The 14,568-nt window shown below is 51.1% G+C and carries 10 protein-coding genes; 3 read left to right on the top strand and 7 right to left on the bottom strand.

Annotation, left to right across the window (positions count from 1 at the left end; all coding sequences use genetic code 11):
- Positions 1-107: 107 nt before the first annotated feature.
- The 7 genes from Pan241w_RS03990 to Pan241w_RS03960 form a co-directional block, all read right to left on the bottom strand.
- The gene (locus Pan241w_RS03990; RefSeq protein ID WP_198000314.1) at positions 108-1,169 is read right to left on the bottom strand and encodes a DUF1559 family PulG-like putative transporter; all 1,062 of its coding nucleotides are present in this window, start codon (positions 1,167-1,169) and stop codon (positions 108-110) included.
- Between the two features lie 34 nt (positions 1,170-1,203).
- Positions 1,204-2,292 carry a DUF1559 family PulG-like putative transporter gene (locus Pan241w_RS03985; RefSeq protein WP_145211289.1) on the bottom strand — a complete coding sequence of 363 codons (1,089 nt, stop codon included), beginning with the start codon at positions 2,290-2,292 and terminating at the stop codon, positions 1,204-1,206.
- Between the two features lie 99 nt (positions 2,293-2,391).
- On the bottom strand, positions 2,392-3,441 hold the full coding sequence (locus Pan241w_RS03980; RefSeq protein ID WP_145211286.1) for a DUF1559 family PulG-like putative transporter: 1,050 nt from the start codon (positions 3,439-3,441) through the stop codon (positions 2,392-2,394).
- A gap of 29 nt (positions 3,442-3,470) precedes the next feature.
- A complete protein-coding gene (locus Pan241w_RS03975) occupies positions 3,471-4,082 on the bottom strand; it encodes a pyridoxamine 5'-phosphate oxidase family protein (RefSeq protein ID WP_145211283.1) in 612 nt (203 codons plus the stop codon).
- 81 nt (positions 4,083-4,163) lie between these two features.
- Positions 4,164-5,603, bottom strand: coding sequence for an MFS transporter (locus Pan241w_RS03970; RefSeq protein WP_145211280.1), 1,440 nt, complete (start codon positions 5,601-5,603; stop codon positions 4,164-4,166).
- A 193-nt stretch (positions 5,604-5,796) separates the two neighbouring features.
- Entirely contained in the window at positions 5,797-7,371 is a 1,575-nt protein-coding gene (locus Pan241w_RS03965; RefSeq protein ID WP_145211277.1) for a tetratricopeptide repeat protein, read from the bottom strand.
- Positions 7,368-8,507: a hypothetical protein gene (locus tag Pan241w_RS03960; protein WP_145211274.1), complete on the bottom strand. Its 1,140-nt coding sequence runs from the start codon at positions 8,505-8,507 to the stop codon at positions 7,368-7,370. Before Pan241w_RS03960 ends, Pan241w_RS03965 begins: the two co-directional genes overlap by 4 nt.
- A gap of 428 nt (positions 8,508-8,935) precedes the next feature.
- On the opposite strand from Pan241w_RS03960, the gene Pan241w_RS03955 reads away from it, so the two are divergent.
- Genes Pan241w_RS03955 through epmA form a run of 3 tightly spaced genes read left to right on the top strand, consistent with a single transcriptional unit; the run spans position 8,936 to position 14,560 of the window.
- Complete coding sequence (locus Pan241w_RS03955) at positions 8,936-12,955, top strand: FHA domain-containing protein (protein ID WP_145211271.1); 4,020 nt, start codon at positions 8,936-8,938, stop codon at positions 12,953-12,955.
- Between the two features lie 47 nt (positions 12,956-13,002).
- Positions 13,003-13,461, top strand: coding sequence for a DUF1499 domain-containing protein (locus Pan241w_RS03950; protein WP_145211268.1), 459 nt, complete (start codon positions 13,003-13,005; stop codon positions 13,459-13,461).
- Between the two features lie 37 nt (positions 13,462-13,498).
- On the top strand, positions 13,499-14,560 hold the full coding sequence (gene epmA, locus Pan241w_RS03945) for an EF-P lysine aminoacylase EpmA (protein WP_145211266.1): 1,062 nt from the start codon (positions 13,499-13,501) through the stop codon (positions 14,558-14,560).
- Positions 14,561-14,568: the final 8 nt, after the last annotated feature.

The following is a 14,568-nucleotide window of genomic DNA, read 5'->3' as shown; positions in this document are numbered from 1 at the left end:
TCGTGTCCTGTTTCATTTGCCTCACCATTTCCCAAATGCTAGATCCTCGTACCTCGATCCACGCCAACAGAAAGCAAGCTAACAGAGTCATCAACAGAATGAAACCATCATTTGTGTATCAATTGTTTTTGCAGCGATTCCAGCGTTTTCAGATTGGATTGGAACTGTTCGGGGGTCGTTTCCTGTGACATTGAGGTTTCTTTCATTCTGGCATTGATGTCTGTGTTCACCTCGACACGAAACAGTAACTGAGGTAGAGGATACCTTTTCACCATTGCCTCATCTGCTTCTGCTTCAATTTTTTCGAAATTGACTAATGAAAAGACCTCCATCCGAAGCGGAATCCTTTCAGAATTTTGCAGAACTCGTGCGTAATAGATATTCTTCGCTTCCTGGTCTGACTGAAGTGAAACTTCAGCCCATTGAAAACCATCCGTTTTAAACCGTTTCTCCGGAACGGTCATCTGTTCCGCCGATGGAATGGGAGGCGCGGCTGCTAAAAGACTTAAGATTTCAGGAGTGATGTCATCTGAAAAAAAAGCAACATGACCATCTGCAAACAGAAAATGACCACCGTCCCAGGGAGGATGACCAAAACTCTCCGGTCCGTCGCACAGTTTGGTTCCCAGTGGCCGCCAGTTGAACGGATAACCCCACGGTTGATAATTGCCTGCCACCTCACCCACCATCCAGGTATGCGCGATACCGTTTCCTATTTGATCTAATGTAACAGAACTGTTGCGATATAGGAGATGCGGATTCCCCAGATAATGAGTCAGCCCGTAGCCTGTGCTGGTATAATTCGCCTCAACTCCCGGAATCATCAAGAACGGACGTGTCTCCTCAAATATTTCTCTGTTCTCCGAATGATTCCATGATACCTGAAAATTGATCATGGAATAAAAAGGAGAGGCTTCACAAAATGGTATGAGCTGTGTGATCCAACCATTCATCGGTGCACCATCTTCACGAACGATCCCCCCCGGGGGGAAGCACCGATGTGTATCATGATAATTGTGAAACGCCAGCCCAAGCTGCTTCAGATTATTTTTGGAAGTCGACTTGCGCGCCGTTTCTCTCGCATCTTGAATGGCAGGTAAGAGTAGTCCAAACACCAGCAACAACAGACCGAGCACGACACCGACAGTAATCCAACGCTGACCGTTCATAATTGATGCCTCTCTTGGACTGCGGCAGAATCCCTTATGGCCGTACCTCATGGGAATTGGTTTTTGGTAATCGTCGTTGAATCGTCTGCAGCATTTTCACATTCGTCTCGAACTGCGCAGGGCTCGTCGCTTCCGCGAGGGTTGTGGCTTTGAGAGTCGAGGCGACGTCGGTAGACGGAGTGATCTGCGATAATAAATGCAGAACTTCAATACTGGTTTTATAATATGTCAATTCTTCGGGAGTGAATCTTTTTGTAACATAGACATTGATTTGCAAAGGCGTCCCTGCTGGATTACGCAAGACTTGCACCAGATATTTATTCTTCCCGTGCGGATCAGACTGCAGGTCAAAACGTTTCCAGTAAAAATTACCGAGTTGAAAGATGTGATCCGGCACAGCGGTCTCTTCTCTGGATGCAACAGGGGGGGCATTTGCCAGGCGTCTTAAAATTTCGGGGGAGGTGTCATCCGAAAAAAAAGAGACACGACCATCTACAAGCAGCAGATGACCGCCGTCCCAGGCAGGATGACCGAAACTCTCTGGCCCATCACACAGTTTGGTTCCCAGCGGTCGCCAGTTAAATGGATAACCCCACGGCTGATAATTGCCAGCGATTTCTCCCGCCAACCAGTTATGGGCAGCCTCCCCGTTCAGTTCTTTGAGTCCGACCTGACTGTTGCGATGCATCAGATTCGGGTTCCCAAGCACCTGAGTCAAACTATGACCTTCACTGGTCAATCCTAAATCCACATCGAGCATCATATAATAATGAATCGAACGTTTAAAAACGGGAACATTTACCGGGTGATCCCAGGGTTGATCATAGTCAATCATGACAGATAGCGGATTGGCATCCAGGTAAGGCATGATCATCATCATCCAGCCGTGCATGGCAGTATCATCTTCACGAATGATCCCGCCGGGGGGGAAGCACCGATGATCATCATGATAATTGTGAAGTGCCAGACCAATCGACTTCAGATTATTTTTCCAACTCGACTTACGGGCCTGTTCTCGAGCACTCTGCACGGCGGGCAGGAGCAAGGCAATTGTCAGGGAAATAATGCCTAGAATAACACACAGTTCCACCCAGGTCAGACCTGCTCGACGTTGCTGAGTCATGCTTTCAACTCCTCCCGCGGTGACACTCGGAGATTGTCAATGTTGTCACACTTCAGGCAATGTCCATTATAGGGCCTTCAAAACCGGTGAACCACACTTTTATCGGGCGGAGTCTTGTTTCACCAACCGTTTCTGCAGCGCTTGCAGTGTTTTCACATTCGCTGCCAACTGCGCGGGGGTTGTATCCTGGGCCATTGAGGTTTCCTCTAATGCCGCGGTGATGTCTGTCGCGGATTCAACGCGGAGGATTAACAGGGGAGGGCTACCTCCTTTTTTTGGTGGCGGGTCGGGCTCTTTCTCAACCGCAAATACCTGAATGACCAGCAACATGTCATTCTCTGCCTGCAGCGCGAAGGCAAAATAGTTCCGCTGGCTCTGGGGATCTGACTGCAACTCGATGCGATCCCATGAGGTTCCCCTTGGTGGAAAGACTCGATCCGGGGCGGCGATCTGTTCCGCTGTCGCGACGGGTGGCGCCGCGGCAAAGCGTTCCAGGATTCCGGGATCGATTCCCTGAGAAAAGAAAGAAACGCTGCCATCGGCGAACAGCAGATGCCCCCCTTTCCACTCAGGCCGTCCATAGCCATCGTCGCCGTCACACAGTTTCGTTCCCAGCGGTCGCCAGTTAAAAGGATAGGCCCATGGCTGAAAATCACCGGTCACTTCACCCGCCAGCCAGGTATGTGCGGTTCCGTTTTCCATTTGTCCAAAGGTGACACTACTGTTGCGATACAACAGATTCGGATTCCCCAGATAATGGGTCAAGCCAAAACCTGCTGTGGTATAGTGTTGCTCCACACCCGGGATCAGGAACACGGGGCGCGATTGATCAAACACATATGCATTGCGGGGACTCTGCCAGGATTCATTCAAGTCGAGCCAGCTATAATCTGGGCTCCCGTCCATATAAGGAAGAATCATCGTCAGCCAGCCCTGCATCGCGGTCTCATCGTCGCGAATGATGCCGCCGGGGGGGAGACTGCCGAGCGTCTCATGATAATTGAGAATCGCTGACCCGATCTGCTGCAGGTTATATTTTGAAGAGCTCTTCCGCGCCTGCTGTAGAGACTGCTCAACGTTTGGCATCAGCAGGCCAAACAGCAGCAGCATTAGTCCCAGCACGATAATGACACTGACCCAGCGTTGCATTGGCAATCATCCTCTCATTCAATTCTGAATCACGCGTACTTCCAATGGCCTTCCCACTTGTCGGTCCAGAGGAACTGGGCCGCGAGATGACCGTTGCGGCGGAGCTGCAGCCAGTCCAGATGATCGATGCGGCAGACAATCACCGCAAAGTTTTCAAAACCCAACTGGGCTTCTTCATCGTTAGGCAAACGGTCGAATAGGAAATCCGGCAGATTGGGGACGGCGCTCTCCGCCTTGGTGCCTGGTGCGGAAACCGTGATATAGCTCCGACGATGCTCGAGACTGCTGTTCCCCCAGTGTTGTGCGGCTCGATCATCATCAATGTGCAATGTCGCGATGCCGCGCAGACGAATCTGAACTCGTGTGACAGGATCGTAGGTTACCCATTCGATCCAGGGGGACTCTTGCAATTCGGCGACCTTATCCGACCGTCGATCCGTATAACAGATGAGTTCCCGTTCTCCCCGCTGCACGTCCCTGAGCACGACAGTCCGCACGCGCGGCCTGTCTGCGGCGACTGTCGCCAGATTTCCCAATCGCCAGGGATGGGTTTCCGTCTCAACGGCTGAGGTCAGGTGCTGCCAGGTCTCATCGAGGATTGTGTTGACGTTGGCGGGATTAAATTCAAATTGTCTGGTCATCGGTGCCCTGTTCGACTTGTGGATTCAACGGAAGAAACGCTTCTCTCTTCATTCTGCTCGATCTCGGACGCTGGTCAAGCCTTAGTTTGAAAGTTCAGGGGCACTATGGGCCAGGACTTCATCTTTGGGGTGATACAAGACCGCGATCGGCAGCATCACCAGAGCCAGAAACAGAAATACGTGGCTCATCGGCCAATGCAGTGCGTTGCAAACGGTCGTGAAGGTCCCGAAAAACAGGGCGGAGAGCACAATGCCGACCCAGTTGATCAGATTCATGGTGCCAATCATGCGGCCTTTTTGCGATTTGGGAGGCCGGGTCTGAAGTTCCACCTGCAGCGGCACGACAAACAGGCCGGCAAAGAAGCCAAGCAGCGTGAGTACCGAGCGGGCCATCCATTCGGCCCCATTTTGGGGGATGAAGGAATTCCATAACGAGGTGTCGGCTTCTTTGAGCGTTTCTACACCGTCAGCAGGTCCCCACCAGCCAATGCCCGACATCAGAATCAGACAAGCTACGATACCCCAGGCGCCAATAGTGACTAATTTAAAATTGACCCGTTTATGAGAAGCACGTCCCGCCAGTACACACCCCAGTGAGATGCCCACGCCCATGCAGGCGGCCATCAGACTGGTTCGGCTGACGCTGAGGTGCAGTTGACCGATGCCGAAAATATTGACCAGAGGCTGAATGATGCCTCCCACGAACCAGAAAACTGACGAAATCAAAAGCACCGACAGCAGGCGGCGATCCTGCATTAACAAGGTGCGGGTTTCCGCATTGACTCCTAGTGTTGACCAGCGAAATGGAAGTCCGGGATGTGCGACCGGCGTTCTGCGAACCCAGAACGAAGAGATCGTACCAATCACCGCAATAGCGATACAGAAATAGCTGGTTTTCCAGAGTGCGTCCGGAAAAGCCTGTTTCACAAAACCGGCAGACGCCATTCCAAAAATAATCGCCAGGAAGGTGGTCATCTGAATGACGCCGTTGGCCTGCGGTAAATCGTCATCGCGGAGCATTTCCGGCAGAATCCCGTATTTGGCCGGCCCGAACATGGCGCTTTGCGTACTGAGTAAGCCAAGAACCACCAAAAGCGGCAGTAAATGTCCGGTAAAGAACGCTGCCATCGCCAGCAGGGCAATCACGATTTCTGCGACTTTGCAGGCGATAACAATCGTGCGTTTCGAATGGCGATCAGCGTACCAACCTCCCAGACCGGAAAAGAAGACGAATGGCAGTGCGAAGACTGCCAGAGCGGTTCCCTGCTGGTCACTGGTTTGAGCCTGTAACGCCTGTTGTGCGCAGAACAATAAGACGAGTTGCTTATAGAGATTATCATTGAACGCGCCCCAGAACTGGGTGACCGTCATGCCCCAGAAGGAGGAGTCATGATACAGAGGGGGCAGCTCTTTACTGGGCGTCAATTCCATTTCCGTCACCGCATACAGTCCTTGTTGAGGGGCAATATTGAGCCGTAATTCACCACTGACATCGAGCTGGTATTCTCGCCGAAAAAGCACCCCATTGCAGAATCAGACGACTCCGGCAAGCAGGAGAGCACACACCAACAATACAGCGGAATCACGGGCTGCTAAACCATAGTGACTGACCTGATTTCTGACAATGTTGATTGAGGCAAACCCCTGGATATGAACTGAATTTCACACAGAAATCCGCGGGGCAGAGATATAAGGTTGACCAGTTCAGGTCTCCTTATTCGACTGACGCGTCAGGGGTGCCTTCTTTGATCGGGGATGGAGCGTTTTGTGCATTTTTAATCCGGATGACTTTGAGCTCATCGTCTCGCTGCTTGCGGGCCAGTTGAATGACCAGGCTCTGATTACTGGCTTCGCCGTAAATCCATAACTCATTGATCGCGCCGCCGGAAATACTGCGGCCAATTTGCGTGGGCGCCCCCAATGCTTTTTTGACCTGACTCCGGTTCATGCCTGCGATGACGGTACCGTTGCGAATGGCCTTACGAATCGGATCATCGCGAAACTCTTTGACTTCTTCTGGATTGAGCCATTTGTCTTTCTGCAGCATAAACCCGAGTCGTCCCAGCAAGGCCGCTGTTTCAGACGACTTGGGATTCAATTTCCAAGCCTCTAAAAGCAGTTTCGTCGCCGCTGGCTTGTCACTGGTCAGTTCGATCAGATCGCGGGCCAGCCGCACGCGGCCGTCGGCATCACCGGCGTCCAGTTTTTTGCGGCGTTGTTCCAGCCAGTTAATCAATGTTTGTTTTGCTTTTTTCGTATTGCCCCGTTTCCGATATTCCTGTGAAAGATCCAGGACATATTGACGGGCCAGCTCGCCCACCCGATCGAAATCGAAATCCAGTTGCATGGTCTGATACTGTTTGACCAGATCCGTACGTTCCGGCAATTGCTTTTCAATCCGTGCTGCAATTTCAAAACCGTTGCTGCCCCCTTCGGACAGATTCTTTAAGATGCCTTCCAGCAGGATCTGTGAATAGAACCAGCGCACCAGCCGCTCCCGTTTCTTCTGGTCTGCCTGGTTAAATACCTCGATCTGATTTTCCAGATACTGTTTGCGTTCCGCAGGCACATCCTGCTTTTGTGGCGTTTTGGCTGTCGGAAAAAACTGAAGTAATTGTGTGATGAAAGGTCCCTGATCCGGATTCTTCTGTTTCTGTAATTCCTGCCATTTGAGGATCAAAGCCTCATGCTTAAATGCATTCACAAGCAGCGGATCGAGTTGAAATTCTAGCGCACGATCAGCCAGCTTCAACAGCGAATTCGGTTGTTTGACCAGCAGTTGACGGTACTCGAGATCAATTCCGTTTTGATAGGCGGTGAGTGCTTTTTGAGCCAGCTCTTTATCATCATAGAATTCAGCCCGCTTTCTGGCCCAGTCCGCCAGGGCATACCATTCCCGTGGTTTGCTCCGGTCAATTTTGGTTTCTTCGGTTACAAAATATTCGATATCAGTCGGCATTTTTTTCAAAGACTGAACTCGGAAGATAATCCGCGCGTTTTCACGTGCTAACTCACCTGTCACTTCCACATTTTTGAAAGTCGAGTCCAGTTTCGGAATCGGACCGGCAAAATAAAAGGGAATCGGACAATTGCGAAATCGCAGTGATTTGGAGCTGAATGTCGAAATGCGGCCCTCTAAGGTCTGCGTGACACCCAGCAGTTTCTTCCATTGTTCGCGCTGGCTGACGAAATTTTCGATACTGCGATCCGCGGCGGCAGCCATCCCCTGACACAAGACCAGAGTCAGCAACAAGCAGAAACAACCTCGGATTCGATTCTGAATATTCATTTTGACAGCCCCAGGAATTGGGTTTGTTGATTGAGAATCCCCTCAATTTGATCGCGATTGTGGAACTCATCGAACTGAATTCCCAGTTGCTCATACAGATCCAGATGCGACCATAAAAACGCGGTCTTCCCATCGAGTTCTATGATGCCCGTATCACTCTGGTCGCCCCCCTGTTGAAAAGCTTTCATCTGCGCGGCGAAGATCAGAGGCTGACCGGGATGCTGTTTGAGATACTCAATAAAGGTCGGCGACGTCAATTCCAGATGCAAGGTATATTCATCCAGCAGCACCGGAAAGTTCAGACGATAGCGGGGCGCCTCTGTTTCCGGGTCCTCAGCAAGCGGAATCAATGCTGCTTCAAAGATCATCCAGGTTCCCGCATACCGCACATCGAACAGCGATTCCCAGCTTTCTGCATCGCTTTGTTTGATCTTGGTTACCGCCTCATCTGCGATTTCAAACAGTGGCGAGACGGCTTGCGAATTGATTGCCTGTAATTCGAGCGAAGTCTGACGAATCTCGTTGGCCCTCTGATCAGTCCGTCCCAGCACATTCAGCGCGTGAAACGCATCCAGATAGGCAGTATTCGCGGCAGGTAAGTCTCCCTGCTTTAACAGATCTTCGCCTGCTGCAGTGGCGGTTTTCAATGTTTCCGACGCCTGCTCCAATTTGCGACTGTGGAGTATCCCGTAAGCGGTGAGGCCCACAATCAGCACGATGCCGACCAGGATTCCTCTGAAGGGAGTGATCAGCTTGGTCCGCGGTGGTGGTAGCTCAAAGGGTGATACCTTCGGTTTTGCGGGCGCTGAAGCGGCAGCTTCACCGGCCTGGCGCGCCGCTTGTTTCTGCTTGCGCTTTTCCCGGAATTTCACTATCAAAGGCGAATTCAAAATCAATTCGGCAAGCTGCTGCTGCGTAGGAACCTGCTTCTTCTTTTTGCGCGCTTTGGGTGCAGGATAACTATTGCGGGGAAGAATGAAATAAATCTCATCACATTGCTGACACGCATGCCGATAGGGGGTCTTGCGACGATAGCCCGAGAGACTCACCCCGCAAACACACACGATTTCATAAGGCTCTGGAATATCCTCTTCACGGCGTTTTTTTTTCGACGGAATTTTCAGCCAGTCAGCCATAAAATCAGTACCGTGTTCGAGGGTCGTCAGCCTGAGGTTGAAGGTAAATGGACCTGCATCTTTGAACAAAAGAGATCTTTTCTATTATAGGCATCCCGGCTGCTGATGTCATAGGACTCTACTAAAGAGACGGCATTGATCAGCAATTTTGTCTGTTTTTCACCAGAATCAGCGAAAAAATGGCGGACGTTTTATCACTACAATCGCTATGTTCCCGCCCAGATACCAAAACTTTCTTTTTAAGAGAAATCCCTCCCCCTGACCCAGCCCAAAAGTTTGACCGACTCTGTTTTCCAAGGTATATGCCAGTAGAAATAGTATGTTTCTTTTTAGAATCATCCACCTTGAAATCGCATACACGGTGGTTGGCAGGGATGCGATTCCACTGTAAACAAATTCGTTAAAAGCGCTTTTTGGGAGTAAACAGGATGTTAACAACATCACCCCCACATTCACCGGCAACACAGACATCAAGCGAGCTACAGGTTTCGCTGGTGCCTTTGACACATAAAATGGCGACCGTGAAATTAACGCGCGGTGATTATCAGATCGGGTCCTCGGCGGAATGTCCGATCCGGATTGAAGTTCCGGGCATCGCAGAACAACATGCCAGCATTCATGTTGGAACCGATGAAGTGACCCTGCAAGCTATCGATCCGCGCGTCTGGGTGAACGATCGGCCGATCCGCCAGATCACGTTAACCGCCGGCATGAAGTTTTTTGCAGGCCCCGTCGGCTTTCAGGTCGAGAGTATCAACGAAGTGACCTCTGAAGTGGAACCAAAACTAGAGAGTTCCGAAAACAGACCTGCATCAAGAGCCGGAATTGAAATCCCGGAAGAACTGCAAGCCGTTGCCAAAGTTCAACAGATGCTGGCTGAACGTCAGGTGTTGTTGCAAAAGATCGAATCAGAACAAGTCGCGCTGCAACGGGAAATGGAGCAACAGGAAACAGAACTGCACCAGTTGCATGAACGTTTTTTAATTGATCCCAAGGTAGATGACCATGAGCCGCCCCATATGCAAGCAGCTCAGCATTTACAACCAACCTTTGAGGAGTCCATTCTGGAGTTGGATCAAAAACTCCAACAGTTAGATCTTCTGAAGCAGGAAATTTCACAGGAACAGGCACAACTGCTGACACGGCAGAATCAGGTGCATGCGCAGAGACAGCAACTTGTGCAATTGGAGCAGTCACTAAAAGGAGAACAGGCAGCGCTAACAGAACAGCAACGAGAACTGTTCCATGCCTGGCTCGATCTGGAAGCAAAACAGGCCAGCACACAAGTAGAACAGGAAACCGAACGGGCCTTTCTGGAAGCATCAAAAACAGAACAACAGCAACAACAAAATGCGATTTCTGAATGGGAACAATCGTTCGAGTCTTTCGAGCAGAACCTGATCGAGGAACGAAATCGGCTGGAGTCCTGGGCGGAGGACCTGGAAACACAACAGGCATCACTTCAGGAACAGACAGCCGCACTGTCTGAACAAAAGCAGGCATTAGAAGCACAACAACAGGCGACTGCAAATCAGACCGATTTACAGCAGGAACTGGAACAACAAAAAGTACAATTGCAGGAAGAACTGGCACAGCTGGAAGCGACCCGCAATGAACTGGCCGAACAACAGACGCGACTGCAAAGTCAGACTGAAGAGTTAAATCTTCAGCAACAGGAAGCGCAAGCAGTCCGCGAGGAGTTCGAACAAAAGAATTCCACATTGCAGGAACTGGAATCACAAATCGCAGCACGGCAAGACACGCTGAACGAACAGCAGACCACGCTGGATCAGCTGCAGTCGGAGCTGAATGCCAAATCAGCCGAACTGGAAGCAGAGCGTGAAGCCTATACACTTCAGATGAGCCAACTGGAAGAACAGCGCACGCATTTTGAAACAGAAAAACTGGAGTGGGAAAACGCACGAACCAGCCTGGAAGAAGATCAGACGGCGTTAGAATCTCGTGCCAATGCAATCGAAGCGCAAGAGCAACAACATCAACAGCGACAAACAGAACTGGAAGCGGAACAGGAACAACTCACCGAACAGCAGACGGGGCTCGAACAATATCAGTCTGAGTTGGATCTGCAGAAACAGGAGCTAACGGAACGGGAACAGTCTCTGGCCGAACAGGCGGAGCAACTTGAGAGGCTTCATGAGGAACTCAACGAGCAGAAAGCCACGCTCGAAACAGAACAAGCTTCCAAAGCCACTGAGAGCGAGCAGTCGGAGAAAGCGCTCGCCGAACTGGAAACCGAACGCGAACAGCTCACCGAGCAACAGGCGGGACTCGAACAGTATCAGTCTGAGCTGGATCTGCAGAAACAGGAACTGGCAGAACGAGAGCAGTCTCTGGCCGAACAGGCGGAGCAACTTGAGACGCTTCGTGAGGAACTCAACGAGCAGAAAGCCACGCTCGAAACAGAACAGGCTTCCAAAGCCACTGAGAACGAACAGTCGGAGAAAGCACTCGCCGAACTGGAAGCCGAACGCGAACAGCTCGCCGAACAACAGGCGGGACTTGAACAATATCAGTCTGAGCTGGATCTGCAGAAACAGGAACTGGCAGAACGAGAGCAGTCTCTGGCCGAACAGGCGGAGCAACTTGAGACGCTTCGTGAGGAACTCAACGAGCAGAAATCCACGCTCGAAACAGAACAAGCTTCCAAAGCCACTGAGAGCGAGCAGTCAGAGAAAGCACTCGCCGAACTGGAAGCCGAACGCGAACAGCTCACCGAGCAGCAGACGGGGCTCGAACAGTATCAGTCTGAGCTGGACCTGCAGAAACAGGAACTGGCGGAACGGGAACAGTCACTCGTTGAACGCGAGGAACAACTGGCAGCCCGCGAGCAGGAATTGAAGAATGATCAAACAGCCGACGCATCGCTCGATCAAAATACCGACTCTGTCGAGCAGGATAGTCTTGCAGAGCAACGGGAAGAGTTGGAGCAACTTCGTGCCGAACTGGAACAGCAACAGGAAACGTTGCAGGCGCGGGAAGAACAGCTGAATGCACGGGAACAGCAAGAACCGGAGCAAGAACAAAACAGCCCGGATGAGCAAATAGCGCTCGATGAAATCGCCTCAGAAAAAGAGAAGCTGGCATTGGACCATGATCAGCTGATGATTGATCGGGAAGAGATCGGTCGCCAGAGAGACAATCTGGAATCGCAGCGGTTACAGATTCAGAAAGACCAGGGGGAACTTCAGGATCGTGAACGTATCATTCAGATTCGTGAGCAACAGTTAGACGAGCGTGAGAGTCTGATGGCCGAAGTCGGACTGAATCCAGAAGAGATGGCATCCAGCCCAGCTGCAGAGACAGACATCCAGGAACAGACTTCAGCAGAATCGATTGAAGAAATACCAGAGGCCACAGGTTCTTTGTTACAGTCGTTTATGAAAAATTCTTCCAAAGACGAACCGGAAACTCCCGCTGAACCGGCTGAAAAGTCGGGCAGCTTACTGGATTTATTCACAAAAAAAACGGATCCCGAGACAACCGAACCAGAACAGGCGACTGATCAGAATCCCGCCCAGTCAAAGCAAATTTCTGAGACGGAAGCAACCACTGAGCAGAAAGAGGCGTTGGAACTGGAAGATGCAGATGATTCAGATTCTATCGCCGCTTATATGGAAAAATTACTGGAACGTTCCCGCGGAGGAAAATCAGGAGAAAGCGCTCCATCAGAATCGCGTTCAGTGAAAGCCAACCCGGAACCAGGCTTTGAAATAGGAGCGAGCTGCCCCCTGGAGACCAGCAGCCTTCTGGAAACTCAACCGGCCACAGCCAGCATGACGATGGAAGAAAAACTGGAAACACTGAAGAAAGCCCCTACTCATTCACAAGACAAAGACGCAGTCCGCGACGCCATGAATTCCTTTCGGGATGCTGCCAACTATTCTGCCCGGATGGCGATTGCCCGGCACTCCCTGAAACATCAGCGAACCGACCTGATATTCAAGAGCGTATTAATGGGAGTTTGCGTTTTAATCACCATCATCATCTTCGCGGAATGGTTCTGGGGCGCAAATAGCCTGGGAATTTTCAAATGGGCTGCTTTGGCGGTCAGTATTGCTGCGATTGCCCAATTCCAGAGAGGCTATCAAGAGGCTAAGCGTTTATTCCCAGAAAAGAAGAAACCGCTGTCAAAATTGTCAGAACAAACAGAAACAGCGGCTGCCGATGAAATCGAAGCAGAGCCTCTGGAAGAGCCAGTGGAATCGGAAATCATAGCAGAACAGACAGAGGAGCCTCCGTTAGACACCTTAAATAGTATCAAAGGCATCCAGGAGCAGTTGCAACAGTTGTCTGCTGAAGAGGAAGAGCTACAATCACTGGAAGAACAGTTGTTAAAAAGTGCCCGTGCCAGGAGCAACCAGGACCGCTCGACCGACGAAGAAGAACACCTGCGCGGGTTATCCGATTTTGAAGAGGAAGAAGACTGATCATCTCTCCGCATCAATCAACATCCAACAGGAGGCGTATTAGAAAAATGATTCTTTTCTGGTGCGTCTCTTTTTTATTAGCTGCGTATCTCGGCATTGTCCTGTGGAACACGTTGAGCAGTCCCCCCGCGAATCTGGGAGTCGTCGATCAACACTTGAGCCCTTGCCCGGACTCGCCCAATTGTGTCTGCTCGCAGGATCAGTCTCCCGCTCATCAGATCGCGCCTTTGCAATATTCCGGTCCTAAAAATGAAGCAGTGCAGCAGCTAACAGAAATTCTCAACAGGCAACGTGGATGCCGTATTGTCGTGCAGAACGAAGATTATCTCCGGGCCGAATTCCGTTCTCTCTGTTTTCGATTCGTCGATGACGTTGAGTTCCTGGTTGATTCCCGTCAGAATGTGATCCATGTTCGATCTGCTTCTCGTGTAGGATATTCTGACCTGGGAGCAAACCGTAAACGAATCGAAGCCATTCGTAAAATGTTCGCCAACAGCAACGACTGAACTTCAGCTCTCTCTTTTTGAAACAGCGTTTCTGATCATGAATCAGCCAGTCCCAAACTACCTTCCCACCGCATCGATGGAAACATTAAAGCAACGCAGTCGTCTGCTGCAGTCGATTCGTGCATTTTTTGAAGCACAAGGCTACTGGGAAGTGGAAACGCCAATTCTGTCCCGCGACACGGTCGTTGATGCTTATATTGACCCCTTCACCACAGGCTGGCATTCGCAGGAAGGAGCCGGGAGTTCTGCAGCGAACAAACAACCGGAGACACGGTATTTGCAAACCTCACCTGAGTTTGCCATGAAGCGATTGTTGACGGCGGGCGCGGATCAGATCTATCAGATCACGCACGCCTTTCGACAGGCTGAACGGGGAGAACGACACAACCCCGAATTTACCATGCTGGAATGGTATCGACGAGGCGAAACGCACCACGATCAAATGACGTTTGTCGAAGTGCTTGTACGCCAGGTGTATGAGACAGCCGGTTCCCTTTCCGATCAGAGTACTCGACCGGAACTCCCCCGGGATCCCTTTCAACGTTTCAGCTATGAAGAAGCGTTTCAGAACTATGCCGGCCTGTCTGCATTGACGTCAACAGCAGAGCAGTTTCAGCAGACAGCGGTGCGGCATCAGATTCCCATTCCCTCCGATTTTGATACAACTGATTGTTTGAGCTGGCAGAATTTACTGCTGGTGGAACTGGTGGAACCGGCGCTGCGTCAATTGGGTGCGGTGTTCCTCTATGACTTTCCTCCCCAGCAAGCAGCGCTGGCGCAAATACGCTTTGAGGACCAGCCGGGGCCAGAGGGCGTCGCCGAGCGATTCGAACTATATCTGCAGGGTATCGAAATCTGCAACGGCTATCACGAATTGACGGATGCCGCTGAATTACGCAGACGCATCGCACAGCAATCGGCACTACGTCAAAAAGAACACCGCCCTGCCCTGCCTGCAGAGAGCTACCTGCTGCAGGCCATGGATGCCGGCTTGCCCGCCTGCGCGGGTACGGCACTGGGCATTGATCGGCTGGTCATGCTGGCGCTGGGAAAACAGACACTACAAGAAGTGATCGCCTTCCCGTTTGAACGAGCCTGACTCACCAC

Source organism: Gimesia alba (genome assembly GCF_007744675.1).
GTDB lineage: Bacteria > Planctomycetota > Planctomycetia > Planctomycetales > Planctomycetaceae > Gimesia > Gimesia alba.
Note: the sequence above shows the minus strand (reverse complement) of the source record. Positions and strands in the feature narration are given on the sequence as shown.

Coding starts and splice junctions, on each gene's coding strand:
- Pan241w_RS03990 (WP_198000314.1), bottom strand. CDS start 1,169: ATGAACGGTCAGCGTTGGATTACTGTCGGTGTCGTGCTCGGTCTGTTG.
- Pan241w_RS03985 (WP_145211289.1), bottom strand. CDS start 2,292: ATGACTCAGCAACGTCGAGCAGGTCTGACCTGGGTGGAACTGTGTGTT.
- Pan241w_RS03980 (WP_145211286.1), bottom strand. CDS start 3,441: ATGCAACGCTGGGTCAGTGTCATTATCGTGCTGGGACTAATGCTGCTG.
- Pan241w_RS03975 (WP_145211283.1), bottom strand. CDS start 4,082: ATGACCAGACAATTTGAATTTAATCCCGCCAACGTCAACACAATCCTC.
- Pan241w_RS03965 (WP_145211277.1), bottom strand. CDS start 7,371: ATGAATATTCAGAATCGAATCCGAGGTTGTTTCTGCTTGTTGCTGACT.
- Pan241w_RS03960 (WP_145211274.1), bottom strand. CDS start 8,507: ATGGCTGACTGGCTGAAAATTCCGTCGAAAAAAAAACGCCGTGAAGAG.
- Pan241w_RS03955 (WP_145211271.1), top strand. CDS start 8,936: ATGTTAACAACATCACCCCCACATTCACCGGCAACACAGACATCAAGC.
- Pan241w_RS03950 (WP_145211268.1), top strand. CDS start 13,003: ATGATTCTTTTCTGGTGCGTCTCTTTTTTATTAGCTGCGTATCTCGGC.
- epmA (WP_145211266.1), top strand. CDS start 13,499: ATGAATCAGCCAGTCCCAAACTACCTTCCCACCGCATCGATGGAAACA.